Source organism: Citrobacter sp. VF227, from assembly GCF_052950715.1.
This window is the reverse complement of sequence record NZ_JBRFVF010000010.1, coordinates 11,661-37,641: the sequence shown is the minus strand read 5'-3', so window position 1 is coordinate 37,641 and position 25,981 is coordinate 11,661. Positions and strand designations below refer to the sequence as shown.

The following is a 25,981-nucleotide window of genomic DNA, read 5'->3' as shown; positions in this document are numbered from 1 at the left end:
CATAATAAATAAAAACATTACCCTTTATCGTTTGGATTGAGGGCCTCTGTCAACCGTTGATGTACTTCCTGCTGCAGCTCATTATTAAGGGCGCGCCGGTCGGCAGTGGCGATTATGAATAAATCTTCTACTCGCTCGCCAATGGTTGTAATTCGGGCGCCATGCAGCGAAATTCCCAGATCGGCAAAAATCTGCCCGACCCGCGCCAGCAGTCCAGGCTGGTCGAGGGCGATAAGCTCAAGGAATGATTTTCGGTCGGTATGGGTCGGCAGGAAAGTGACCTCGGTATCGACGGTAAAGTGGCGTAATTTTGCCGGTTGGCGACGCGGCTGCGGCGGCTGCCAGCTCCGCTGCGTGATCGCCTGTTCCAGTCCAAAACGGATCGCTTCGTGTCGGTCTGACGACAGCGGGCTACCGTCCGGCTCCAGTACAATGAACGTATCCATCGCCATCCCATCGCGGGTGGTAAAGATCTGCGCATCGTGGACGCTTAGATTGCGCCTGTCCAGTTCGGCGCAAACGGCGGCAAACAGGTAAGGGCGATCGGGGCTCCAAATGAATATTTCTGTTCCGCCGCGCGTGGCCTGCGGGCTGAGCAGGATTAGCGGCTTACTGAGATCGTGTTGCAGCAGATGACGCGCATGCCAGGCCAGTTGATTTGGGCTGTGGCGCACGAAATAGTTGGCGCGACAGCGCGACCAGATGTGGTGCAGCGCTTCTTCATCAATGTTATCCATACGCAGTAGCGCCAGCGCCTGAAGCTGATGATGGCGAACGCGTTCGCGCATATCCGGCGTGTTTTGCATCCCGCGACGTAGCTGTTTTTCCGTGGCAAAGTACAACTCACGCAGCAAACTTTGCTTCCAGCTATTCCACAGCGTTTCGTTAGTAGCGCAAATATCCGCGACGGTCAGGCACACTAAAAAGCGCAGACGGTGTTCCGTTTGTACTTCTTCAGCGAATTGCTTGATCACTTCTGGATCCTGAATATCACGGCGCTGAGCGGTCACCGACATCAGCAAATGCTGACGCACCAGCCAGACGATCAGCTGCGTTTCACGTGAGTTCAGACCGTGCAGTTCGGCGAATTTGAGCACGTCCTGGGCGCCGAGAACCGAGTGATCGCCGCCGCGACCTTTGGCGATATCGTGGAACAGCGCGGCAATCAGAATCAGTTCAGGTTGTCGCAAGCGCGGCCACAGATCCACGCACAGCGGATGGCGCGGGCGGGTCTCTTCGTTAGCAAAACTTTCCAGCTTGAGCATCACGCGGATGGTGTGTTCATCCACCGTGTAGGCATGAAACAGGTCAAACTGCATTTGGCCGACAATATGTGACCATTGCGGCATATAGGCCCACAAAACGCTATGGCGATGCATCGGCAGCAGGCCGCGACTCACTGCTCCCGGATGGCGCAACATACTCAGAAATAGTGAGCGCGCTTCCGGGATGTAGCACAGCGGCTGGGTTAAATGACGGCGGGCATGACGCAGATGGCGCAGCGTGGTGGAGTAAATCCCAGCGATCGCGCTGTTACGCACCATGATGTAAAACATCCGCAATATCGCTTCGGGTTTGCGGATAAACAGGTCGTCGTTGCGCAGATCAATCAACGAGCCGCGTAGTTGAAAGTCGTCGTCAATCGGACGAGGTTTTTCATCGGCGGGCAGGGCGAGGATTGCCTCGTCAAATAGCTGCAGCAGCATGTGGTTCAGTTCGCTGACCCGCCGCGTAACGCGGAAATAGTCTTTCATCATCCGCTCGATTGGCTCGTTGCCTTCACCGCCGTAGTTCAGGCGTTGCGCCACGCTGAGCTGACGATCAAACAGCAGGCGGTTATCGTAGCGACTGACCTCCAGATGCAGGGCGAAGCGAATGCGCCAGAGGATGTGCAGACATTCATTCAATTCGGCGCGTTCTGCCAGCGTCAGGAAGCCAAAGCCGACCATTTCATCCAGCGAGGTAGCGCCAAAATGGCGGCGGGCGACCCATTGCAGAGTATGAATATCGCGCAGGCCGCCGGGGCTGCTTTTGATATCCGGCTCCAGGTTGTAGCTCGTGCCGTGATAGCGTTGGTGGCGCTGATTTTGCTCTTCCACTTTGGCGGCGTAAAATTTATCGGACGGCCAGAAACCTTCACTAAAAATATGCTTTTGTAGCTCAAGAAACAGCGCCACGTCGCCAATCAGCAGGCGTGTTTCTATCAGGTTGGTGGCGACGGTTAAGTCTGACAATCCTTCCAGCAGACACTCTTCCAGCGTGCGCACGCTGTGCCCAACCTCGAGCCTCACGTCCCACAGCAGCGTTAACAACTCGCCGACTTTTTCGGCCTGCGCGTCAGGGAGCTTTTTACGACTGAGGATTAGCAGGTCAATATCGGAAAGCGGATGCAGTTCGCCGCGTCCGTAACCGCCAACTGCAACCAGCGCCAGGTCGGCAATTTGACCAAAACCAGCTTCAATCCACAGCCGCTGAAGCAACTGGTCAATAAACTCGGTGCGGGCCTCAATCAGCTGTTCAGCGGAGATCCCGCTGTCAAACGCTTCACCTAACCAGTGCTGGAACGCGTCGATATGCGCTTTAATGCCGGGACAGTTGAGGTCGTGCTGCGGCCAGGTTCCGGGATTTTGCGGTTGGCCAGGCAGGGTGGGGAGGGCAGTATTTGCGTGCTGTTCAGGAAGAGTATTCATTTTGCGCCACCCATTAAAAAGCCGGATGGCGGCTAATGCGCCTTACCCGGCCTACGGATTTACTCTTCATCCTTCAAGCTGCTTCTGCGTTGGCTGCGCTCGTTCACTCCAGTCACGTACTTTTGTACGCTTCTGGAGGTTCACTCTCTTGCCGTCTTGAATCAATTCGAATGATTTTGAGTAAAGGTGCAACTTGTAGGCCTGATAAGATGCAGGGGCATCGCCATCAGGCAAAACATTATTCGCCGTGTGTGATGATCGCCGGGATGGTGTCATCCTTGCGTAACGTCAGAATTTCACAGCCGTTTTCCGTCACCACAATAGTATGCTCGTACTGAGCAGACAAGCTCCGGTCTTTGGTTTTTACCGTCCAGCCGTCTTTCATGGTGCGGATGCGGTAATCACCGGCATTCAGCATAGGTTCTACGGTGAAGGTCATGCCCGGCTGCAGTACCACGCCGCCGTCGTCTGCATCGTAATGCAGAACCTGCGGTTCTTCATGGAAGCCGCGACCGATGCCGTGACCGCAGTATTCACGGACCACAGAGAACCCTTCGCCTTCCGCATATTTCTGAATCGCAGCGCCCAGTGTGCGCAGGCGAATACCCGGTTTTACCATCCGCAGCGCCAGGTACAGGCTTTCCTGCGTGACGCGGCACAGACGCTCGCCCAAAATGGTAGGTTTGCCGACGATGAACATTTTCGAGGTGTCGCCGTGGAATTCGTCTTTAATTACGGTGACGTCAATGTTGACGATATCACCGTCTTTCAGGAGCTTGGCGTCGTCCGGGATCCCGTGGCACACCACCTCATTAATAGAGATGCACACGGATTTCGGATAACCGTGGTAGCCAAGGCATGCGGAAATAGCCTGCTGCTCGTTCACGATGTAGTCATTACAGATGCGATCCAGCTCGCCAGTGCTGACGCCCGGTTTAACAAATGGTTCGATCATTTCCAGTACATCAGCGGCCAGGCGACCAGCGACGCGCATTTTTTCGATTTCTTCAGGGGTCTTGATTGAGATAGCCATGAATTCTGTCCATCAGTACCGATGATATCGGCAATAATTGTTTAAGTGCTGCCAATGGTATCAGTCAGGGGTGTACCCTGCCAAATTGAGAATCATTCTGAACTTCGCCTTTCGTGCCACAGGTGCGTTAGCTCTATTTTTTCACTCCGCTCACTTACTACATGTAAGCTCCCGGAGATTCGAAAATTTGCCGCCTTCCTGTAACACGAAATTCATCGTTCATTCAGCACACAGTGCCAACAATTATTGGTGTCGGCGGCGTATTTGTGGTATAAAGCGCGCCGGACTTCCGATCCGTTCGAAGACTACACACGATGGACGGGAGCGACAAATCTCACTTTGTGTAACAACACACACGTATCGACACATATTCCGGGGTGCCCTTTGGGTCGGTAATATGGGATGCGTGGAGGCTTAACCCCAACTTTTATATATAGAGGTTTTAATCATGGCAACTGTTTCCATGCGCGACATGCTCAAGGCTGGTGTTCACTTTGGTCACCAGACCCGTTACTGGAACCCGAAAATGAAGCCGTTCATCTTCGGTGCGCGTAACAAAGTTCACATCATCAACCTTGAGAAAACTGTACCGATGTTCAACGAAGCTCTGGCTGAACTGAACAAGATCTCTGCTCGTAAAGGTAAAATCCTTTTCGTTGGTACTAAACGCGCTGCAAGCGAAGCGGTGAAAGAAGCTGCTAACAACTGCGACCAGTTCTTCGTGAACCATCGCTGGTTGGGCGGTATGCTGACTAACTGGAAAACCGTTCGTCAGTCCATCAAACGTCTGAAAGATCTGGAAACTCAGTCTCAGGACGGTACTTTCGAAAAGCTGACCAAGAAAGAAGCGCTGATGCGCACTCGTGAGCTTGAGAAACTGGAAAACAGCCTGGGCGGTATCAAAGACATGGGCGGTCTGCCGGACGCTCTGTTCGTAATCGATGCTGACCACGAGCACATTGCTATCAAAGAAGCAAACAACCTGGGTATCCCAGTATTTGCTATCGTTGATACCAACTCTGATCCGGACGGTGTTGACTTCGTTATCCCGGGTAACGACGACGCAATCCGTGCTGTGACCCTGTACCTGGGCGCTGTAGCTACTACCGTTCGTGAAGGCCGTTCTCAGGATCTGGCTTCCCAGGCGGAAGAAAGCTTCGTAGAAGCTGAATAATAAGGCACGCTCGTTAGAGCGACCCCTTATATATCCTGGATAATTCGAGTTGCTGGAAGGCGTTGACGCAACGAATCCCCCGGAGCTTACGTCAGTAAGTGACTGGGGTGAGTAAGGAAAACAACGCACCAGCAGCTTGAAGAATGACGGATATAGGCCAGGTAGTATCACGTTTGGTTAGGGGGCCTGTATATGGCCCCCTTTTTCACTTTTAAATCTGTGCGGTTTCATGCCGGGCAGATCAAATCTTCCGAGGATTTTAGAATGGCTGAAATTACCGCATCCCTGGTAAAAGAGCTGCGTGAGCGTACTGGCGCAGGCATGATGGATTGCAAAAAAGCACTGACTGAAGCTAATGGCGACATCGAGCTGGCAATCGAAAACATGCGTAAGTCCGGCGCAATCAAAGCGGCGAAAAAAGCAGGCAACGTGGCTGCTGACGGCGTAATCAAAACCAAAATCGACGGCAACATCGCTTTCATTCTGGAAGTTAACTGCCAGACTGACTTCGTTGCTAAAGATGCTGGTTTCCAGGCATTTGCTGACAAAGTACTGGACGCTGCCGTTGCTGGCAAAATCACTGACGTTGAAGTTCTGAAAGCACAGTTCGAAGAAGAACGTGTTGCACTGGTTGCTAAAATCGGTGAGAACATCAACATCCGTCGCGTTGCTTCCCTGGAAGGCGACGTTCTGGGTAACTACCAGCACGGTGCTCGTATCGGTGTTCTGGTTGCTGCAACTGGCGCTGACGAAGAACTGGTTAAACAGCTGGCAATGCACGTTGCTGCAAGCAAACCAGAATTCGTTAAGCCGGAAGACGTTTCCGCTGAAGTGGTAGAGAAAGAATACCAGGTTCAGCTGGATATCGCGATGCAGTCTGGTAAGCCGAAAGAAATCGCAGAGAAAATGGTTGAAGGCCGCATGAAGAAATTCACCGGCGAAGTTTCTCTGACTGGCCAGCCTTTCGTTATGGATCCGAGCAAATCTGTTGGTCAGCTGCTGAAAGAGCACAATGCTGACGTAACAGGCTTCATCCGCTTTGAAGTGGGTGAAGGTATCGAGAAAGTTGAGACTGACTTTGCAGCAGAAGTTGCTGCAATGTCCAAGCAGTCTTAATTTTTAAAGGAGCCGCCTGAGGGCGGCTTCTTTTTGTGTCTGGCTTGTAAATTCAGCGAACCGCTATAGTGGTCATGCTGAAAAGCGGCATACAATGTCGCCGGAATTAACTCATCTCATTCGTTGACAGTCTCAGGAAAGAAACATGGCTACCAATGCAAAACCCGTCTACAAACGTATTCTGCTTAAGTTAAGTGGCGAAGCTCTGCAAGGTTCAGAAGGCTTCGGTATTGATGCAAGCATCCTTGACCGTATGGCTCAGGAAATCAAAGAGCTGGTTGAGCTGGGTATCCAGGTTGGCGTAGTGATTGGTGGTGGTAACCTGTTCCGTGGCGCTGGTCTGGCGAAAGCAGGGATGAACCGTGTTGTGGGCGACCACATGGGCATGTTAGCCACCGTCATGAACGGTCTGGCGATGCGCGATGCGCTTCACCGCGCCTATGTGAACGCTCGCTTGATGTCCGCTATTCCTCTGAATGGCGTGTGTGATAACTACAGCTGGGCAGAGGCTATCAGCCTGCTGCGCAACAACCGCGTTGTTATTTTGTCTGCGGGTACCGGCAACCCATTCTTTACCACCGATTCTGCAGCCTGCCTGCGTGGTATTGAAATTGAAGCGGATGTGGTACTGAAAGCCACCAAAGTCGACGGCGTATTTACGGCTGATCCGGCTAAAGATCCAACCGCGACCATGTACGAGCAGTTGACCTATTCGGAAGTGCTGGATAAAGAACTGAAAGTGATGGATCTGGCGGCGTTCACGCTGGCTCGTGACCACAAATTGCCGATTCGTGTCTTTAACATGAACAAACCGGGTGCGCTGCGCCGTGTTGTTATGGGTGAAAAAGAAGGCACGTTAATCACGGAATAATTCCCGTTGCGGCTAAATGCAGGTAATATTCCGCTTTAATGTCGCGGGATACGTCCCTCAAAATTAATCAAGACTATACTTGTCACATCTTGCGTGGTGGGTATGGTCTGACTGAAACAAGCTTTCAAGGATTCGTAACGTGATCAACGATATCAGAAAAGATGCTGAAGTACGCATGGACAAATGCGTCGAAGCGTTCAAAAACCAAATCAGCAAAATTCGCACGGGTCGTGCTTCTCCTAGCCTGCTGGATGGTATTGTCGTGGAATATTACGGCACACCGACTCCGCTGCGCCAGTTGGCAAGCGTAACGGTTGAAGATTCCCGTACCCTGAAAATTAACGTGTTTGACCGTTCTATGGGACCAGCCGTTGAGAAAGCCATTATGGCTTCCGACCTCGGTCTGAACCCAAGCTCTGCGGGTTCCGATATCCGCGTTCCGCTGCCGCCGCTGACTGAAGAACGTCGTAAAGATCTGACCAAGATCGTGCGTGGCGAAGCTGAAGGCGCGCGCGTTGCCGTACGTAACGTACGCCGTGATGCCAACGACAAAGTGAAAGCATTGTTGAAAGAAAAAGAGATCAGCGAAGATGACGATCGCCGTTCTCAGGATGACGTGCAGAAACTGACTGACGCAGCTATCAAGAAAGTTGATGCGGCGCTGGCAGAGAAAGAAACGGAACTGATGCAGTTCTGATTCGCCTGTACGCTAAAAACGCCGCTTAGAAGGCCTGAGAAGGCTGGAGAGCGGCGTTTTGCTTTATTCTGCCTATATACCTTAAAGGGTAAAATTCTTCTGGATGTCTCATGAAGCAATTAACCATCCTGGGATCAACCGGTTCCATTGGTTGCAGTACGCTGGATGTAGTACGCCATAACCCGGAAAAATTTCGTGTTGCTGCGTTAGTGGCGGGTAAAAATGTCGCCCGTATGGTCGAGCAATGCCTGGAGTTTGCTCCTCGCTATGCGGTAATGGACGATGAAAAAAGCGCGACGTTGGTAAAAATAGCTCTGCTGGAGCAGGGCTGTCGTACTGAGGTAATGAGTGGACAGCAGGCGGCCTGTGATATGGCTGCGCTGGATGATGTTGATCAGGTGATGGCGGCGATTGTTGGCGCGGCGGGATTGCTGCCGACGCTGGCTGCAATTCGTGCGAGCAAAAGCATTTTACTGGCGAATAAAGAATCTCTGGTGACCTGTGGTCGTCTGTTTATGGACGACGTGAAACGTCACAAAGCGCAACTTTTGCCGGTAGATAGCGAACATAACGCGATTTTTCAGAGTTTACCGCAACCTATCCAACACAATCTGGGATACGCTGACCTTGAGCAAAATGGCGTCATGTCAGTTTTGCTTACCGGGTCTGGTGGCCCTTTCCGTGAAACGCCATTGTCCGATCTGATTTCTATGACCCCCGATCAGGCATGTCGTCATCCGAATTGGTCGATGGGACGAAAAATCTCTGTCGATTCCGCCACTATGATGAATAAAGGTCTGGAATACATTGAAGCGCGTTGGTTGTTTAATGCCAGTGCGAGTCAGATGGAAGTGCTGATTCATCCGCAGTCGGTTATTCATTCGATGGTTCGTTATCAGGATGGTAGCGTTCTGGCGCAGTTGGGGGAACCTGATATGCGTACACCTATTGCCCATACGATGGCATGGCCAGAACGTGTGACGTCTGGTGTTAAGCCTGTCGACTTTTGCCAACTCAGTGCGTTGACGTTTTCCGCACCTGATTATCAGCGTTATCCCTGCCTGAAACTGGCGATGGACGCGTTTGAGCAAGGGCAAGCGGCGACGACCGCGCTGAACGCCGCGAATGAAATTACCGTTGCCGCATTTTTGGCGCAGCAGATCCGATTTACCGATATTGCTGACCTGAATTTATCCGTACTGGATAAGATGGATTTGCAGGAGCCACAGAGCGTTGATGATGTGCTGAAGGTTGATGCCATCGCGCGGGATGTCGCCAGAAAAGAAGTGATGCGACTCTCAAGCTGATGATAATCCCTGTACGCAGAATCGCGCTATTTGTTAGCGTTGGGCTTCAGTGATATAGTCTGCGCCACTCGATCGCGGGTATTTGCTTTTTTCCGGTCGGGTAAGCCGTGGTTTGACACGGCTTTTTTGTGGATGGGCTTCAGTATTCCTGAGTACCGTTAATCCTTTCAGGGACTAAAAACGCGTTATGTTGTCTGCAACTAAACCATTAAGCGAAAATTTGCCAGCACATGGTTGTCGCCATGTAGCAATTATCATGGATGGCAATGGCCGCTGGGCGAAAAAGCAAGGGAAGATTCGCGCCTTTGGGCATAAGGCCGGAGCTAAATCCGTCCGCCGGGCTGTCTCTTTTGCTGCCAATAACGGTATTGATGCGTTAACGCTGTATGCCTTTAGCAGTGAGAACTGGAACCGACCTGCGCAGGAAGTGAGCGCGTTAATGGAGCTGTTCGTGTGGGCGCTTGATAGCGAAGTGAAAAACCTGCACCGCCATAACGTACGTCTGCGTATTATCGGGGATATCAGTCGATTTAACTCACGTTTGCAAGAACGGATTCGCAAATCAGAAGCGATTACCGCCCAGAATACCGGGTTGACGCTGAATATTGCAGCGAATTACGGTGGACGGTGGGATATAGTCCAGGGAGTCAGGCAACTGGCACAACAGGTGCAGGATGGTCTGCTGCGACCAGAGCAAATCGATGAAGAGATGCTTGGGCAGCAAATTTGCATGCATGAACTGGCTCCTGTGGATTTAGTGATAAGGACTGGGGGGGAGCATCGAATTAGTAATTTTCTGTTGTGGCAAATTGCCTATGCCGAACTTTACTTTACGGATGTTCTCTGGCCCGATTTCGATGAACAAGACTTTGAAGGTGCGCTGCATGCCTTTGCTAATCGTGAGCGTCGTTTCGGCGGCACCGAGCCCGGTGATGAAAAAGCCTGATGGGGGTCGCTTTTGCTGAAGTATCGCCTGATTTCTGCTTTTGTTTTAATACCCGTTGTCATCGCGGCGTTGTTTTTGCTGCCGCCGGTGGGGTTCGCCATTGTCACGCTGGTTGTCTGTATGCTGGCCGCCTGGGAATGGGGACAGTTAAGCGGTTTTACCACGCGTACACAGCGAGTATGGCTGGCGGTTTTGTGTGGGCTATTGCTGGCACTGATGCTGTTTTTACTGCCAGAATACCATCGCAATATTCATCAGCCTCTGGTTGAAGTCTCGCTGTGGGCGTCGCTGGGCTGGTGGGTCGTGGCGCTGTTGCTGGTACTGTTTTATCCCGGCTCTGCGGCGGTATGGCGTAATTCCAAAACATTACGCATAATTTTCGGCGTGTTGACCATTGTCCCGTTCTTTTGGGGAATGCTGGCGCTACGTGCATGGCACTATGATGAGAATCATTATAGTGGCGCGCTATGGCTGCTGTATGTCATGATCCTCGTCTGGGGAGCTGACTCTGGTGCCTATATGTTTGGTAAGCTGTTTGGCAAACATAAGCTGGCGCCGAAGGTTTCTCCTGGTAAAACCTGGCAGGGTTTTTTTGGCGGACTCGCCACTGCGGCCGTGATCTCATGGGGTTATGGCATGTGGGCGAATCTTGAGGTTGCGCCTGTCACCTTGCTTATTTGCTCCATCGTTGCAGCCCTGGCCTCCGTGCTGGGTGACCTGACCGAGAGTATGTTTAAGCGTGAAGCAGGAATAAAGGACAGTGGTCACTTAATTCCAGGACACGGTGGTATTCTGGATCGCATTGATAGCCTGACGGCTGCGGTACCGGTCTTTGCCTGCCTGTTGTTATTGGTATTCAGGACGCTTTAACGGATGGTCTTATGCTGAGTATTCTCTGGAATCTGGCTGCATTCATTGTTGCACTTGGTGTGCTTATCACCGTGCATGAATTTGGTCATTTCTGGGTTGCGCGGCGCTGCGGAGTTCGCGTCGAACGCTTTTCCATTGGTTTTGGAAAAGCGCTTTGGCGGCGTACTGATAAATCAGGTACGGAATACGTCATCGCCCTGATTCCTCTCGGCGGTTACGTCAAAATGTTGGATGAGCGCGCTGAACCGGTCGCACCGGAGTTGCGCCATTACGCTTTCAACAATAAAACGGTTGGACAACGCGCAGCCATCATCGCCGCAGGTCCGATTGCAAACTTCCTTTTTGCTATTTTCGCTTATTGGCTGGTGTTTATCATCGGTGTTCCTGGCGTTCGCCCGGTTGTTGGTGAAATAACGCCCAACTCGATTGCTGCGCAGGCGCAAATTCAGCCGGGTACGGAACTAAAAGCGGTTGATGGTATCGAAACCCCTGATTGGGATGCCGTAAGATTGCAACTGGTAGCCAAAATTGGCGATCAGCATACGACTCTCAGCGTAGCGCAATTTGGCAGTAACCAGCGTCAGGACAAAACGCTGGATTTACGTCAGTGGGCATTTGAGCCAGACAAGCAGGATCCCGTCTCCAGTTTAGGGATTCGTCCGCGCGGTCCGCAGATTGAACCGGTGCTGTCAGAAGTGCAGGTTAACTCCGCTGCAAGTAAGGCGGGTTTGCAAGCTGGCGACAGGATCGTTAAAGTCAATGGTCAGCCGCTGACACAATGGATGACGTTTGTCACGCAGGTGCGCGATAATCCGGATAAGCCGTTAGCGCTAGATATTGAAAGACAAGGAAGTTCCTTGTCTTTAACGTTAACCCCAGATTCAAAAGAGGTTAACGGGAAGGCAGAGGGTTTTGCGGGCGTGGTGCCTAAAGTTATTCCTCTGCCTGATGAGTATAAGACTGTACGCCAGTATGGGCCATTCAGCGCCATCCTCGAAGCCTCGGATAAAACGTGGCAGTTGATGAAGCTGACGGTCAGTATGCTGGGAAAATTGATTACCGGTGATGTAAAACTGAACAACCTCAGTGGGCCGATTTCTATCGCCCAGGGGGCTGGGATGTCAGCGGAGTTCGGGGTTATTTATTACCTGATGTTCCTTGCGCTTATCAGCGTGAACTTAGGGATAATCAACCTGTTTCCGTTGCCCGTTCTTGACGGGGGGCATCTGCTGTTCCTGGCGATTGAAAAGCTGAAGGGCGGTCCGGTATCCGAGCGGGTTCAAGACTTTAGTTATCGCATTGGCTCTATCTTGCTGGTGTTGTTAATGGGGCTTGCACTTTTCAATGATTTCTCTCGGTTGTAAGAGAGTGTTAGGAAGAACGCATAATAACGATGGCGATGAAAAAGTTGCTCATAGCGTCGCTGCTGTTTAGCAGCGCCACCGTATACGGTGCTGAAGGGTTCGTAGTGAAGGACATTCATTTCGAAGGCCTACAGCGAGTCGCCGTTGGTGCGGCTCTCCTCAGTATGCCGGTGCGCACAGGCGACACGGTTAATGATGAAGACATCAGTAATACCATTCGTGCTCTGTTCGCCACCGGTAACTTTGAGGATGTCCGCGTCCTGCGCGATGGTGATACCCTTCTGGTTCAGGTAAAAGAACGCCCGACGATTGCCAGCATCACTTTCTCCGGTAATAAATCGGTGAAAGATGACATGTTGAAGCAGAATCTCGAGGCGTCTGGCGTGCGTGTTGGCGAGTCTCTGGATCGCACCACGCTTGCTGATATCGAAAAAGGCCTGGAAGATTTCTACTATAGCGTCGGTAAGTACAGCGCCAGTGTGAAAGCAGTGGTTACGCCTTTGCCGCGTAACCGCGTTGACCTCAAACTGGTCTTCCAGGAAGGGGTTTCGGCTAAGATCCAACAGATCAATATCGTCGGCAACCATGCCTTCACAACCGAGGAACTTATTTCTCACTTCCAGTTGCGTGATGAAGTTCCGTGGTGGAACGTGGTGGGCGATCGTAAATACCAGAAACAGAAACTGGCGGGCGACCTTGAAACCCTGCGCAGCTACTATCTGGATCGCGGCTATGCTCGTTTCAACATCGATTCCACCCAGGTCAGCCTGACGCCGGATAAAAAAGGTATCTATATCACCGTTAACATCACTGAAGGCGATCAGTACAAGCTTTCAGGGGTACAGGTGAGCGGTAATCTGGCCGGGCATTCTGCCGAAATTGAGACCCTGACGAAAATCGAACCAGGCGAACTCTATAACGGCACTAAAGTGACCAAAATGGAAGATGATATCAAGAAGCTTCTGGGTCGCTATGGCTATGCCTATCCGCGCGTACAGTCGCAGCCTGAAATCAACGATGCAGACAAAACCGTTAAATTGCGCGTAAACGTGGATGCGGGTAACCGTTTCTATGTGCGTAAGATCCGCTTTGAAGGTAACGACACTTCTAAAGATTCCGTTCTGCGTCGCGAAATGCGTCAGATGGAAGGTGCCTGGCTGGGTAGCGATCTGGTCGATCAGGGTAAAGAGCGTCTGAACCGCCTGGGTTACTTTGAAACCGTCGATACCGATACTCAGCGTATTCCGGGCAGTCCGGATCAGGTTGATGTGGTTTATAAGGTCAAAGAGCGTAACACCGGTAGCTTTAACTTCGGCGTCGGTTACGGTACCGAGAGCGGCGTGAGCTTCCAGGCTGGCGTTCAGCAAGATAACTGGTTAGGTACTGGCTATTCTGTTGGTATCAATGGCACCAAAAACGACTACCAGACCTATACTGAGTTGTCTGTTACTAACCCGTACTTCACCGTTGATGGTGTGAGTCTGGGGGGCCGTGTCTTCTACAATGACTTTGAAGCGAATGATGCGGATCTGTCCGACTATACCAACAAAAGTTATGGTACAGACGTAACGCTTGGCTTCCCGGTAAACGAATACAACACGTTGCGTGCTGGCCTGGGTTATGTACACAACAAACTGTCCAACATGCAGCCGCAGGTTGCGATGGATCGTTATCTTGAGTCAATGGGCGAGACCAATACCAACAGCTTTGCCGCTGATGACTTCACCTTTAACTATGGGTGGACGTACAACAAACTGGACCGTGGGTACTTCCCAACGGACGGTACACGCGTCAACCTGAACGGTAAAGTGACCATTCCGGGTTCTGATAACGAATACTACAAAGTGTCGATGGATACCGCGACCTATGTGCCGATCGATGACGATCACAAGTGGGTGGTTTTAGGACGTACGAAGGTAGGCTATGGTGACGGCATTGGCAGTAAAGAAATGCCGTTCTATGAAAACTTCTATGCAGGTGGTTCCAGCACCGTGCGTGGTTTCCAGTCGAATACCATCGGTCCAAAAGCGGTCTATAAAAACGGTGCCTACGCCAGTGGTTCCGATAATAACGATTACGAAGAGTGTTCCAACGCAGACGGTAAAGACTGTAAATCGGATGATGCAGTGGGCGGTAACGCCATGGCTGTCGCCAGCCTGGAGTTTATTACCCCAACGCCGTTCATTAGTGACAAGTATGCTAACTCGGTCCGTACCTCGTTCTTCTGGGATATGGGTACCGTTTGGGATACTAACTGGCAGGATAGCGCTCAAACAAGAGCTATAGGTGTGCCGGACTACAGTGATCCAAGCAATATCCGTATGTCAGCGGGTATCGCTTTACAATGGATGTCCCCATTGGGGCCGTTGGTTTTCTCCTACGCCCAGCCGTTCAAGAAGTACGATGGAGACAAAGCGGAACAGTTCCAGTTTAACATTGGTAAAACCTGGTAATTGTTCTTCGCAAAGGAATGTAGTGGTAGTGTAGCGATGACTTTAGGCGATCTTGCATGGGATCGCCTGGCCACGCAAAGAACTGTACCCTCGGGTGCAAATGGGATGGTAAGGAGTTAATTGTGAAAAAGTGGTTATTAGCTGCAGGTCTCGGTTTAGCGATGGCAACGTCCGCACAAGCGGCTGACAAAATTGCAATCGTCAACATGGGTAGCCTGTTCCAACAGGTTGCACAGAAGACAGGCGTTTCTGCTACGCTGGAAAACGAGTTCAAAGGCCGTGCCAGCGAACTGCAGCGTATGGAATCCGATCTGCAATCTAAGATGCAGCGTCTGCAATCAATGAAAGCAGGTAGCGATCGTACCAAGCTGGAAAAAGACGTTATGGCTCAGCGTCAGACTTTCTCTCAGAAAGCTCAGGCTTTTGAGCAGGATCGTGCGCGTCGCTCCAACGAAGAACGTGGCAAACTGGTTACTCGTATCCAGACTGCTGTGAAATCTGTTGCCAGCAGCCAGAGCATCGATCTGGTCGTTGACGCAAACACCGTTGCATACAACAGCAGCGATGTAAAAGACATCACCGCTGACGTACTGAAACAGGTTAAATAAGTAATGCCTTCAATTCGACTGGCTGATTTAGCAGAGCAGTTGGATGCAGAATTACACGGTGATGGCGATATCGTCATCACCGGCGTAGCGTCCATGCAATCTGCGCAAACTGGCAATATTACGTTCATGGTGAATCCTAAGTACCGTGAGCACTTAGGCGTATGCCAGGCTTCTGCCGTAGTGATGACGCAGGACGATCTTCCTTTTGCTAAGAGTGCAGCGCTGGTAGTGAAGAATCCCTACCTGACCTATGCTCGCATGGCGCAAATCTTAGATACCACGCCGCAGCCGGCACAAAACATTGCACCGAGTGCAGTAATTGATGCGACGGCGAAGCTGGGTAACAATGTCTCTGTGGGCGCAAATGCGGTCATTGAGTCTGGCGTAGAACTGGGCGATAACGTCGTTATCGGCGCAGGTTGCTTCGTCGGAAAAAATACTAAAATCGGCGCAGGTTCACGCTTGTGGGCGAATGTGACGATTTACCATGACATTCAGATCGGTGAGAATTGCCTGATCCAGTCCAGCACGGTCGTTGGATCTGATGGATTTGGTTACGCGAACGATCGCGGTAACTGGGTGAAGATCCCCCAGCTTGGTCGCGTGATTATTGGCGATCGCGTCGAGATCGGCGCGTGTACCACTATTGACCGTGGTGCCCTGGACGATACTGTGATCGGTAATGGTGTTATCATTGATAACCAGTGCCAGATTGCGCATAACGTTGTGATTGGCGACAATACGGCGGTAGCCGGTGGCGTCATTATGGCGGGTAGCCTGAAGATTGGCCGTTACTGCATGATTGGCGGTGCCAGCGTGATTAATGGGCATATGGAAATATGCGACAAAGTCACGGTGACTGGCATGGGTATGGTGATGCGTCCTATCACTGAACCGGGCGTCTACTCCTCAGGCATTCCGCTGCAACCTAACAAGGTATGGCGTAAAACAGCTGCACTGGTGATGAACATTGATGATATGAGCAAGCGCCTCAAATCGATTGAGCGCAAGGTTAATCAACAAGACTAAAGCACCTTTTTTGCATGTCTGACTTTTCGGCCTGTCCCATTCATACGATTGCGACAGGCCGTGTTATTATTGCCTTTTAGTATATTTTGACAGGAAGAGTATTTTGACTACTAACACTCATACTCTGCATATTGAAGAGATTCTAGAACTTCTGCCGCACCGTTTTCCGTTTTTGCTGGTTGACCGCGTGCTGGATTTTGAAGAAGGTCGTTTTCTGCGCGCAGTGAAAAATGTATCCGTTAACGAGCCTTTCTTCCAGGGCCACTTCCCGGGTAAACCTATTTTTCCAGGCGTACTGATTCTGGAAGCGATGGCGCAGGCCACCGGCATCCTCGCGTTTAAAAGCGTAGGAAAACTGGAACCAGGCGAACTGTACTATTTCGCGGGCATTGACGAAGCACGCTTTAAGCGTCCTGTCGTACCTGGCGATCAGATGATCATGGAAGTGACTTTCGAGAAAACGCGCCGTGGCCTGACCCGTTTTAAAGGGGTTGCGCTGGTCGACGGTAAAGTTGTATGCGAAGCAACGATGATGTGTGCCCGTAGCCGGGAGGCCTGATACGTGATTGATAAATCCGCCTTTATTCACCCGACCGCCATTGTGGAAGAGGGCGCCAGCATTGGCGCTAACGCTCACATTGGCCCATTTTGTATTGTTGGACCCCATGTTGAAATTGGTGAGGGTACCGTACTGAAGTCTCACGTTGTCGTGAATGGCCATACCAAAATTGGTCGCGATAACGAGATCTATCAGTTTGCCTCCATCGGTGAAGTTAACCAGGATCTGAAATATGCTGGCGAACCAACCCGCGTGGAAATTGGCGATCGCAACCGCATCCGCGAAAGCGTCACCATTCATCGTGGCACAGTGCAGGGCGGTGGAGTGACGAAGGTGGGCAGCGATAACTTACTGATGATTAATGCGCACGTTGCGCATGATTGTACGGTAGGCAACCGCTGTATTCTGGCAAATAACGCCACGCTTGCCGGACATGTATCGCTTGATGATTTTGTTATCATCGGCGGCATGACCGCGGTGCATCAGTTCTGCATCATCGGCGCGCATGTGATGGTTGGCGGTTGTTCTGGCGTTGCCCAGGATGTGCCTCCGTACGTTATCGCCCAGGGCAACCACGCCACGCCGTTTGGCGTTAACATCGAAGGTCTGAAGCGTCGCGGATTTACCCGCGAAGCGATCACCGCGATTCGTAACGCCTATAAAGCGTTGTACCGTAACGGTAAAACGCTGGAAGAAGCGAAGCCGGAAATCGCGGAACTGGCGCAACAGTACCCCGAAGTCCAGGCTTTCAGCGACTTCTTTGAGCGCTCAACGCGTGGCCTGATTCGTTAATGACTGAACAGCGTCCTTTAACGATAGCCCTCGTCGCCGGAGAAACCTCCGGCGATATTCTTGGTGCAGGGTTAATCCGTGCAATCAAGGCGCGTGTTCCCAATGCGCGTTTTGTTGGCGTGGCGGGCCCGCTGATGCAGGCCGAAGGCTGTGAGGTTTGGTACGAAATGGAAGAGTTGGCGGTAATGGGCATTGTTGAAGTGCTCGGACGCCTGCGCCGCTTACTACATATTCGTGCCGATCTCACTCGCCGTTTCACTGAACTTAAGCCGGATGTTTTCGTCGGCATTGATGCGCCTGACTTCAATATTACCCTCGAAGGCAACCTGAAAAAGCAGGGCATAAAAACCATTCATTATGTCAGTCCTTCTGTATGGGCCTGGCGACAGAAACGTGTTTTCAAAATAGGCAGATCCACCAATATGGTGCTGGCCTTTCTGCCTTTCGAAAAAGCGTTTTATGACAAATTTAACGTTCCGTGCCGCTTTATTGGCCACACCATGGCGGATGCCATGCCGCTGGATCCGGATAAAAACGCGGCACGCGACGTGCTGGGTATTCCCCATGATGCTCACTGTCTGGCGCTATTGCCAGGAAGCCGTGGCGCAGAAGTGGAGATGCTCAGTGCCGATTTTCTGAAAACGGCGCAGCTGTTGCGCCAGCATTATCCGGATCTCGAAGTCGTGGTGCCGTTGGTGAATGCCAAACGTCGCGAGCAGTTTGAGCGTATCAAAGCTGAAGTTGCGCCGGATCTTTCCGTACATCTGCTCAATGGGATGGGACGTGAAGCGATGGTGGCCAGCGATGCAGCACTGTTGGCTTCAGGCACGGCAGCGCTGGAATGTATGCTGGCAAAATGCCCGATGGTGGTTGGCTACCGTATGAAACCCTTTACCTTCTGGTTGGCGAAGCGTCTGGTGAAAACGGATTACGTTTCGCTACCTAACCTGCTGGCAGGAAGAGAACTGGTTAAAGAGCTGTTGCAGGAAGAGTGTGAGCCGCAGGCGCTGTCGCAAGCGCTGCTGCCGTTGCTGGCGAAGGGTAAAACCAGCCATGCGATGCACGACACATTCCGTGAACTGCACCAGCAGATCCGTTGCAATGCTGATGAGCAGGCGGCGGATGCAGTCCTGGAGTTAGCACAATGATTGAGTTTGTTTATCCACATACGCATTTAGTGGCGGGTGTGGATGAAGTTGGACGTGGTCCTTTGGTCGGCGCGGTTGTTACTGCCGCCGTTATTCTGGATCCGGCTCGTCCTGTTATTGGTCTGAACGACTCAAAAAAACTGTCGGAAAAACGTCGCCTGGCGCTGTTTGATGAGATTAAAGAAAAAGCGTTAAGCTGGAGTCTGGGCCGTGCGGAACCGCATGAAATCGACGAGCTGAATATTTTACATGCCACCATGCTGGCGATGCAGCGTGCGGTTGCGGGTCTGCATATTGCGCCGGAATACGTACTGATTGACGGCAATCGTTGCCCGGCATTACCGATGCCGTCAATGGCGGTGGTCAAAGGTGATAGCCGCGTGGCGGAGATTAGCGCTGCTTCGATACTGGCAAAAGTCACCCGTGACGCTGAAATGGCGGCACTGGATACGGTTTTCCCGCAGTATGGCTTTGCACAGCACAAAGGTTATCCAACTGCTTTTCATCTGGAAAAGTTGGCACTACATGGTGCAACAGAGCACCATCGCCGTAGTTTTGGCCCCGTCAAACGCGCTCTGGGACTCACGTCCTGATTCTTGTGTCGAAGGAATCTGAAGATGTCTGAACCTCGTTTCGTCCACCTGCGGGTGCACAGCGACTACTCCATGATCGATGGGCTGGCGAAAACCGGGCCGCTGGTAAAAAAGGCGGCCGCGTTAGGCATGCCTGCGCTGGCGATCACCGATTTTACCAACCTGTGTGGTCTGGTGAAGTTTTACGGAGCGGGTCACGGTGCGGGTATCAAGCCGATAGTTGGCGCAGATTTTCATGTCCGTAGCGAACTGTTGGGCGATGAACTTGCGCAGCTCACCGTGCTGGCCGCAAATAATACCGGCTATCAGAACCTGACGTTGTTGATATCGAAAGCCTATCAGCGTGGCTACGGCGCAGAAGGACCTGTCATCGACAGAGACTGGCTGATCGAACTAAAAGAAGGTTTGATTTTGCTCTCCGGCGGTCGCATGGGCGACGTCGGGCGCAGCCTGCTGCGCGGCAATAGCGCACTGGTTGATGAGTGCGTGGCGTTTTATGAAGAACATTTTCCTGATTGCTATTTTTTAGAACTGATTCGCACCGGCAGGCAGGATGAAGAAAATTATCTGCATGCTGCGGTAGAACTGGCTGAAACGCGTGGTCTTCCGGTGGTGGCGACCAACGATGTTCGCTTCCTTGAAACCGGTGATTTTGACGCGCATGAAATCCGCGTGGCAATCCACGACGGGTTTACCCTTGATGATCCAAAACGACCGCGTAATTATTCGCCGCAGCAGTACATGCGCAGCGAAGATGAGATGTGCGATCTATTCTCCGATATCCCGGAGGCGTTGCAAAACACTGTTGAGATAGCCAAGCGCTGTAACGTGACGGTGCGTCTGGGTGAGTATTTCCTGCCACAGTTCCCGACTGGTGATATGACCACCGAGGATTTCCTTGTGGCAAAATCACGCGAAGGGCTGGAAGAGCGTCTGGCGTTTTTATTCCCGGATCCTGAAGTTCGCGCGCAGAGGCGGCCGCCTTATGACGAACGTCTGGAAGTTGAACTTAAAGTTATCAACCAGATGGGCTTCCCGGGTTACTTCCTGATCGTTATGGAGTTTATCCAGTGGTCGAAAGATAACGGCGTACCGGTAGGCCCGGGACGTGGTTCTGGTGCTGGTTCGCTGGTCGCCTACGCGCTGAAAATTACCGACCTTGATCCGCTGGAATTTGACCTGCTGTTCGAACGTTTCCTTAACCCGGAACGTGTTTCAATGCCCGATTTTGACGTTGATTTCTGTATGGAAAAACGTGACCAGGTCATTGAACACGTGGCGGAAATGTACGGTCGTGATGCGGTTTCGCAGATTATTACCTTCGGTACGATGGCGGCAAAAGCGGTTATCCGTGACGTGGGCCGCGTACTGGGTCACCCGTATGGCTTCGTTGACCGTATTTCGAAACTGGTGCCGCCCGACCCGGGCATGACGCTGGCCAAAGCCTTTGAAGCTGAACCTCAACTGCCGGAAATCTATGAGGCAGATGAAGAGGTTAGAGCGCTGATCGATATGGCGCGCAAGCTGGAAGGCGTCACGCGTAACGCTGGTAAGCACGCCGGTGGCGTGGTTATAGCACCGACCAAAATTACTGATTTTGCGCCGCTGTACTGTGATGAGCAGGGGCTGCACCCGGTCACCCAGTTTGATAAAAACGACGTGGAATACGCTGGCCTCGTGAAGTTCGACTTCCTCGGTCTGCGTACGCTCACTATCATCAACTGGGCGTTGGAAATGATCAACGCGCGCCGTGAAAAGAACGGTGAACCGCCGTTGGATATCGCCGCTATCCCGCTGGATGACAAAAAAAGCTTCGACATGCTGCAACGTTCGGAGACCACGGCGGTGTTCCAGCTTGAATCCCGCGGCATGAAAGATCTGATCAAACGTCTGCAGCCTGACTGCTTCGAAGATATGATCGCACTGGTGGCTCTGTTCCGACCTGGTCCGCTACAGTCGGGGATGGTAGATAACTTTATCGACCGTAAGCATGGTCGTGAAGAGATTTCCTACCCGGACGTACAATGGCAGCATGAGTGTCTGAAACCGGTACTGGAGCCGACCTACGGCATTATCCTGTATCAGGAACAGGTTATGCAGATTGCCCAGGAGCTGTCCGGATACACCCTTGGCGGCGCGGATATGCTGCGTCGTGCGATGGGTAAGAAAAAACCGGAAGAGATGGCTAAGCAGCGCGGTACCTTTGAAGAAGGGGCGAAAAAGCGCGGCGTCGACGGCGAACTGGCGATGAAAATCTTTGACCTGGTGGAGAAATTCGCCGGTTACGGATTTAACAAATCGCACTCCGCAGCCTATGCGCTGGTCTCCTACCAGACGCTGTGGCTGAAGGCGCATTACCCTGCCGAATTTATGGCGGCGGTAATGACCGCCGATATGGATAACACCGAGAAAGTCGTCGGACTGGTGGATGAATGCTGGCGCATGGGGCTCAAAATCCTGCCACCGGACATCAACTCCGGGCTTTATCATTTTCACGTGAATGATGATGGCGAGATTGTCTACGGCATCGGCGCGATAAAAGGCGTGGGTGAAGGGCCAATTGAGGCTATTATTGAGGCGCGAAATGAAGGCGGTTACTTCCGCGAACTATTTGATCTTTGTGCGCGTACGGATATCAAAAAACTTAACCGCCGGGTGCTGGAAAAGTTAATCATGTCCGGGGCGTTTGACCGCCTTGGTCCGCATCGCGCGGCGTTGATGAACTCACTCAGCGATGCCCTAAAAGCCGCCGATCAGCATGCGAAAGCCGAGGCAATTGGTCAGGCGGATATGTTTGGCGTACTGGCGGAAGAGCCGGAACAAATTGAACAGTCTTATGCCAACTGTACACCGTGGCCGGAGCAGGTGGTATTAGACGGTGAGCGTGAAACGTTAGGACTTTATCTGACGGGACACCCCATCAATCAGTATTTAAAAGAAATTGAGCGCTATGTTGGAGGCCACAGGCTGAAAGACATGCATCCGACAGAACGTGGTAAAGTCACCACGGCTGCGGGGCTCGTCATTGCTGCGCGGGTAATGGTCACCAAGCGCGGCAATCGTATCGGCATCTGTACACTGGATGACCGTTCCGGGCGTCTGGAAGTGATGTTATTTACCGATGCTCTGGATAAATACCAGCAATTGCTGGAAAAAGACCGCATACTTATCGTCAGCGGACAGGTCAGCTTTGATGACTTCAGCGGCGGGCTTAAAATGATGGCCCGTGAAGTCATGGATATTGACGAAGCCCGGGAAAAATATGCTCGCGGGCTTGCTATCTCGCTGACGGACAGGCAAATTGATGACCAGCTTTTAAACCGACTCCGTCAGTCTCTGGAACCCCACCGCTCTGGGACAATTCCAGTACATCTCTACTATCAGAGGGCGGATGCGCGTGCGCGATTGCGTTTTGGCGCAACGTGGCGTGTCTCTCCGAGCGATCGTTTGCTAAACGATCTCCGTGGCCTTATTGGTTCGGAGCAGGTGGAACTGGAGTTTGACTAATACAGGAATACTATGAGTCTGAATTTCCTTGATTTTGAACAGCCGATTGCAGAGCTGGAAGCAAAAATCGATTCTCTGACTGCGGTTAGCCGTCAGGATGAGAAACTGGATATTAACATCGATGAAGAAGTGCATCGTCTGCGTGAAAAAAGCGTAGAACTGACGCGTAAAATCTTCGCCGATCTTGGCGCATGGCAGGTAGCCCAACTGGCGCGCCATCCACAGCGTCCGTACACCCTGGATTATGTCCGCCTGGCATTTGATGAATTTGATGAGCTGGCGGGCGATCGTGCCTATGCGGATGATAAAGCAATTGTCGGCGGCATCGCGCGTCTGGATGGCCGTCCGGTGATGATCATTGGTCATCAGAAAGGCCGTGAGACCAAAGAAAAAATCCGTCGTAATTTTGGCATGCCAGCGCCAGAAGGCTATCGCAAAGCGCTGCGTCTGATGGAAATGGCTGAACGTTTCAATATGCCGATCATTACCTTCATCGACACCCCTGGGGCATACCCGGGCGTAGGCGCGGAAGAGCGTGGTCAGTCTGAAGCGATTGCGCGCAACCTGCGTGAAATGTCGCGTCTGAGTGTGCCGGTTATCTGTACCGTTATCGGTGAAGGTGGCTCCGGCGGCGCACTGGCGATCGGCGTGGGCGATAAAGTGAATATGCTGCAGTACAGCACCTATTCCGTTATCTCTCCGGAAGGCTGCGCATCCATTCTGTGGAAAAGCGCCGACAAAGCGCCGCTGGCCGCAGAAGCGATGGGCATCATCGCCCCTCGTTTGAAAGAGCTGAAGTTGATTGACTCTATCATCCCGGAACCGCTGGGCGGCGCCCATCGTAACCCGGAAGTGATGGCGGCGTCCCTGAAAGCACAGCTGCTGGCCGATCTCGCCGATCTCGACGTGTTAAGCAAAGAAGATTTGAAAAACCGTCGTTATCAGCGTCTGATGAGCTATGGTTACGCGTAAACTGCATTAATTCTGAAAAGGGCCACAACGCTGTGGCCCTTTTTTTTACCTGCAGTTTGACCAGGCTATGCTTAACTAAGGTTTTTCCAGGAGGAACGCATGAATATCATTGCCATCATGGGACCGCATGGCGTCTTTTATAAAGATGAGCCCATCAAGGAGCTTGAACGTGCGCTGCAGCAGCAAGGATTTCAGATTATCTGGCCGCAGAATAGCGTCGACCTGCTGAAGTTTATCGAGCATAACCCGCGAATTTGCGGCGTCATTTTTGACTGGGATGAATACAGTCTGGATCTGTGTAGTGACATCAATCAGCTCAATGAGTATCTCCCGCTCTACGCTTTTATTAATACTCATTCGACGATGGATGTCAGCGCACACGACCTACGCATGGCGCTGTGGTTCTTTGAGTACGCATTGGGCCAGTCTGACGATATTGCTACGCGTATTCGCCAGTACACCAATGAATACCTCGATAACATCACGCCACCTTTTACCAAAGCGCTGTTTACCTATGTGAAGGAAGGGAAGTATACCTTTTGCACGCCGGGCCATATGGCGGGAACGGCGTACCAGAAAAGCCCGGTCGGCTGTCTGTTCTATGATTTCTTTGGCGGTAACACGCTGAAGGCCGATGTGTCCATTTCCGTGACTGAGTTGGGCTCGTTGTTGGATCATACCGGTCCGCATCTGGAAGCCGAGGAGTACATCGCACGTACCTTTGGCGCTGAACAGAGCTATATGGTGACTAACGGCACCTCAACGTCGAACAAGATTGTCGGCATGTATGCCGCGCCTTCAGGCAGTACGCTCCTGATTGATCGCAACTGCCATAAATCGCTGGCGCATTTGCTGATGATGAGCGATGTGGTGCCAATCTGGCTGAAGCCTACCCGTAATGCGCTGGGGATCCTCGGCGGTATACCCCGTCGGGAATTCACTCGCGAAAGCATAGAACGTAAGGTAGAAGAGAGCCCTCAGGCGCAATGGCCAGTCCACGCGGTCATCACCAATTCCACTTATGACGGTCTGTTGTATAACACTAACTGGATCAAGCAAACCCTGGATGTGCCCTCCATTCATTTTGATTCTGCCTGGGTGCCATATACCCATTTTCATCCGATCTATCAGGGGAAAAGCGGAATGAGCGGCGAGCGGGTGCCAGGGAAGGTGATTTTTGAAACCCAGTCTACCCACAAAATGTTGGCGGCATTGTCACAGGCTTCGTTAATCCACATTAAGGGCGACTACGATGAAGAGACGTTCAACGAAGCCTTTATGATGCACACCTCCACTTCGCCGAGCTACCCGATTGTTGCGTCTATCGAAACGGCGGCGGCAATGCTTCGTGGCAATTCAGGCAAGCGCCTGATCAATCGTTCGGTTGAGAGGGCGCTGCATTTCCGTAAGGAAGTCCAGCGGCTGCGAGAAGAGTCAGATGGTTGGTTCTTTGATATCTGGCAGCCGGAAAAGGTAGATGAAGCAGAGTGCTGGCCGGTAGCGCCTGGTGAAGACTGGCACGGATTTGTCGATGCTGATGCCGACCACATGTTCCTCGATCCGGTGAAAGTTACCATTCTGACACCGGGGATGGATGAGCAAGGAAATATGAGCGAAGAGGGGATCCCCGCGGCTCTGGTGGCGAAATTCCTCGATGAACGCGGCATCGTCGTTGAGAAAACAGGGCCGTATAATCTGTTGTTCCTGTTCAGTATTGGTATTGATAAAACCCGGGCGATGGGGCTGCTGCGCGGCCTGACGGAATTTAAACGTTCATACGACCTGAATTTACGCGTGAAAAATATGCTGCCGGATCTGTATGCCGAAGATCCTGATTTCTATCGTAATATGCGTATTCAGGAGCTGGCGCTGGGGATCCACAAACTGATCCGCCAGCACGATCTCTCTGGGTTGATGTTGCGGGCGTTTGATACCTTACCGGAAATGAAAATGACGCCGCACCAGGCCTGGCAGCGGCAGATCAAAGGTGAAGTCGAAACGGTGACGCTCGATCAACTGGTGGGGCGTGTTTCCGCTAATATGATCCTGCCTTATCCTCCCGGCGTGCCGTTGTTGATGCCAGGGGAAATGATCACGGAGAAAAGCCGGACGGTGCTCGATTTTCTGCTGATGCTGTGTTCGGTGGGGCAACATTATCCTGGATTTGAAACCGATATCCATGGCGCTAAACTGGGTGAGGATGGTGTGTATCGCGTGAGAGTCCTGAAAATGGCATAACGACTTGCCTGACC

Annotated in this window: 20 protein-coding genes; 18 read left to right on the top strand and 2 right to left on the bottom strand. The window is 52.0% G+C overall.

Translation table 11 applies throughout. The features are described from left to right. Window positions 1–17 precede the first annotated feature (17 nt). Window positions 18–2,690: a bifunctional uridylyltransferase/uridylyl-removing protein GlnD gene (gene glnD / locus ACU8YC_RS21395; protein ID WP_151224583.1), complete on the bottom strand. Its 2,673-nt coding sequence runs from the start codon at window positions 2,688–2,690 to the stop codon at window positions 18–20. A gap of 238 nt (window positions 2,691–2,928) precedes the next feature. Continuing rightward, window positions 2,929–3,723: a type I methionyl aminopeptidase gene (map, locus tag ACU8YC_RS21390; RefSeq protein WP_151216791.1), complete on the bottom strand. Its 795-nt coding sequence runs from the start codon at window positions 3,721–3,723 to the stop codon at window positions 2,929–2,931. A 448-nt stretch (window positions 3,724–4,171) separates the two neighbouring features. Between map and rpsB the strand changes: the two genes are divergently transcribed. From rpsB to ldcC, 18 genes are all read left to right on the top strand, one after another. Further along, the gene (rpsB, locus tag ACU8YC_RS21385; RefSeq protein ID WP_016151758.1) at window positions 4,172–4,897 is read left to right on the top strand and encodes a 30S ribosomal protein S2; all 726 of its coding nucleotides are present in this window, start codon (window positions 4,172–4,174) and stop codon (window positions 4,895–4,897) included. Between the two features lie 264 nt (window positions 4,898–5,161). Further along, complete coding sequence (tsf, locus tag ACU8YC_RS21380; protein WP_151216792.1) at window positions 5,162–6,013, top strand: translation elongation factor Ts; 852 nt, start codon at window positions 5,162–5,164, stop codon at window positions 6,011–6,013. Window positions 6,014–6,158: 145 nt separating this feature from the next. Then, window positions 6,159–6,884, top strand: coding sequence for a UMP kinase (gene pyrH / locus ACU8YC_RS21375; RefSeq protein ID WP_151216793.1), 726 nt, complete (start codon window positions 6,159–6,161; stop codon window positions 6,882–6,884). Between the two features lie 139 nt (window positions 6,885–7,023). Continuing rightward, window positions 7,024–7,581 (top strand): ribosome recycling factor, encoded by a 558-nt coding sequence (gene frr / locus ACU8YC_RS21370; protein ID WP_016151760.1) that lies wholly within the window; start codon window positions 7,024–7,026, stop codon window positions 7,579–7,581. A gap of 110 nt (window positions 7,582–7,691) precedes the next feature. Beyond that, window positions 7,692–8,888: a 1-deoxy-D-xylulose-5-phosphate reductoisomerase gene (ispC, locus tag ACU8YC_RS21365; protein WP_151216794.1), complete on the top strand. Its 1,197-nt coding sequence runs from the start codon at window positions 7,692–7,694 to the stop codon at window positions 8,886–8,888. Window positions 8,889–9,075: 187 nt separating this feature from the next. Further along, a complete protein-coding gene (gene ispU / locus ACU8YC_RS21360; RefSeq protein ID WP_003018543.1) occupies window positions 9,076–9,834 on the top strand; it encodes a (2E,6E)-farnesyl-diphosphate-specific ditrans,polycis-undecaprenyl-diphosphate synthase in 759 nt (252 codons plus the stop codon). 12 nt (window positions 9,835–9,846) lie between these two features. After that, complete coding sequence (gene cdsA, locus ACU8YC_RS21355; RefSeq protein WP_151216795.1) at window positions 9,847–10,704, top strand: phosphatidate cytidylyltransferase; 858 nt, start codon at window positions 9,847–9,849, stop codon at window positions 10,702–10,704. A gap of 11 nt (window positions 10,705–10,715) precedes the next feature. After that, window positions 10,716–12,068, top strand: coding sequence for a sigma E protease regulator RseP (gene rseP, locus ACU8YC_RS21350; protein WP_151224585.1), 1,353 nt, complete (start codon window positions 10,716–10,718; stop codon window positions 12,066–12,068). A 29-nt stretch (window positions 12,069–12,097) separates the two neighbouring features. Beyond that, complete coding sequence (bamA, locus tag ACU8YC_RS21345) at window positions 12,098–14,521, top strand: outer membrane protein assembly factor BamA (RefSeq protein WP_151216797.1); 2,424 nt, start codon at window positions 12,098–12,100, stop codon at window positions 14,519–14,521. A 122-nt stretch (window positions 14,522–14,643) separates the two neighbouring features. Then, entirely contained in the window at window positions 14,644–15,129 is a 486-nt protein-coding gene (skp, locus tag ACU8YC_RS21340; protein WP_003018533.1) for a molecular chaperone Skp, read from the top strand. A 3-nt stretch (window positions 15,130–15,132) separates the two neighbouring features. Further along, entirely contained in the window at window positions 15,133–16,158 is a 1,026-nt protein-coding gene (gene lpxD / locus ACU8YC_RS21335; RefSeq protein ID WP_151216798.1) for a UDP-3-O-(3-hydroxymyristoyl)glucosamine N-acyltransferase, read from the top strand. Between the two features lie 103 nt (window positions 16,159–16,261). Beyond that, complete coding sequence (gene fabZ / locus ACU8YC_RS21330) at window positions 16,262–16,717, top strand: 3-hydroxyacyl-ACP dehydratase FabZ (protein WP_003018528.1); 456 nt, start codon at window positions 16,262–16,264, stop codon at window positions 16,715–16,717. A gap of 3 nt (window positions 16,718–16,720) precedes the next feature. Further along, window positions 16,721–17,509 carry an acyl-ACP--UDP-N-acetylglucosamine O-acyltransferase gene (gene lpxA, locus ACU8YC_RS21325; RefSeq protein ID WP_151216799.1) on the top strand — a complete coding sequence of 263 codons (789 nt, stop codon included), beginning with the start codon at window positions 16,721–16,723 and terminating at the stop codon, window positions 17,507–17,509. Next, window positions 17,509–18,657 carry a lipid-A-disaccharide synthase gene (gene lpxB / locus ACU8YC_RS21320; RefSeq protein ID WP_187253756.1) on the top strand — a complete coding sequence of 383 codons (1,149 nt, stop codon included), beginning with the start codon at window positions 17,509–17,511 and terminating at the stop codon, window positions 18,655–18,657. Before lpxA ends, lpxB begins: the two co-directional genes overlap by 1 nt. Further along, window positions 18,654–19,250 carry a ribonuclease HII gene (gene rnhB / locus ACU8YC_RS21315; RefSeq protein ID WP_187253757.1) on the top strand — a complete coding sequence of 199 codons (597 nt, stop codon included), beginning with the start codon at window positions 18,654–18,656 and terminating at the stop codon, window positions 19,248–19,250. Before lpxB ends, rnhB begins: the two co-directional genes overlap by 4 nt. 24 nt (window positions 19,251–19,274) lie before the next feature. After that, window positions 19,275–22,757, top strand: a complete 3,483-nt coding sequence (gene dnaE / locus ACU8YC_RS21310) for a DNA polymerase III subunit alpha (protein WP_187253758.1) — start codon at window positions 19,275–19,277, stop codon at window positions 22,755–22,757. 12 nt (window positions 22,758–22,769) lie between these two features. Then, window positions 22,770–23,729, top strand: a complete 960-nt coding sequence (gene accA / locus ACU8YC_RS21305; RefSeq protein WP_061067282.1) for an acetyl-CoA carboxylase carboxyl transferase subunit alpha — start codon at window positions 22,770–22,772, stop codon at window positions 23,727–23,729. Between the two features lie 99 nt (window positions 23,730–23,828). Continuing rightward, the gene (ldcC, locus tag ACU8YC_RS21300; RefSeq protein WP_446895709.1) at window positions 23,829–25,967 is read left to right on the top strand and encodes a lysine decarboxylase LdcC; all 2,139 of its coding nucleotides are present in this window, start codon (window positions 23,829–23,831) and stop codon (window positions 25,965–25,967) included. Window positions 25,968–25,981 lie beyond the last annotated feature (14 nt).

Coding starts and splice junctions, on each gene's coding strand:
- ispU (WP_003018543.1), top strand. CDS start 9,076: ATGTTGTCTGCAACTAAACCATTAAGCGAAAATTTGCCAGCACATGGT.
- ldcC (WP_446895709.1), top strand. CDS start 23,829: ATGAATATCATTGCCATCATGGGACCGCATGGCGTCTTTTATAAAGAT.
- accA (WP_061067282.1), top strand. CDS start 22,770: ATGAGTCTGAATTTCCTTGATTTTGAACAGCCGATTGCAGAGCTGGAA.
- lpxD (WP_151216798.1), top strand. CDS start 15,133: ATGCCTTCAATTCGACTGGCTGATTTAGCAGAGCAGTTGGATGCAGAA.
- tsf (WP_151216792.1), top strand. CDS start 5,162: ATGGCTGAAATTACCGCATCCCTGGTAAAAGAGCTGCGTGAGCGTACT.
- lpxB (WP_187253756.1), top strand. CDS start 17,509: ATGACTGAACAGCGTCCTTTAACGATAGCCCTCGTCGCCGGAGAAACC.
- rnhB (WP_187253757.1), top strand. CDS start 18,654: ATGATTGAGTTTGTTTATCCACATACGCATTTAGTGGCGGGTGTGGAT.
- rpsB (WP_016151758.1), top strand. CDS start 4,172: ATGGCAACTGTTTCCATGCGCGACATGCTCAAGGCTGGTGTTCACTTT.
- rseP (WP_151224585.1), top strand. CDS start 10,716: ATGCTGAGTATTCTCTGGAATCTGGCTGCATTCATTGTTGCACTTGGT.
- map (WP_151216791.1), bottom strand. CDS start 3,723: ATGGCTATCTCAATCAAGACCCCTGAAGAAATCGAAAAAATGCGCGTC.
- bamA (WP_151216797.1), top strand. CDS start 12,098: ATGGCGATGAAAAAGTTGCTCATAGCGTCGCTGCTGTTTAGCAGCGCC.
- dnaE (WP_187253758.1), top strand. CDS start 19,275: ATGTCTGAACCTCGTTTCGTCCACCTGCGGGTGCACAGCGACTACTCC.
- pyrH (WP_151216793.1), top strand. CDS start 6,159: ATGGCTACCAATGCAAAACCCGTCTACAAACGTATTCTGCTTAAGTTA.
- ispC (WP_151216794.1), top strand. CDS start 7,692: ATGAAGCAATTAACCATCCTGGGATCAACCGGTTCCATTGGTTGCAGT.
- glnD (WP_151224583.1), bottom strand. CDS start 2,690: ATGAATACTCTTCCTGAACAGCACGCAAATACTGCCCTCCCCACCCTG.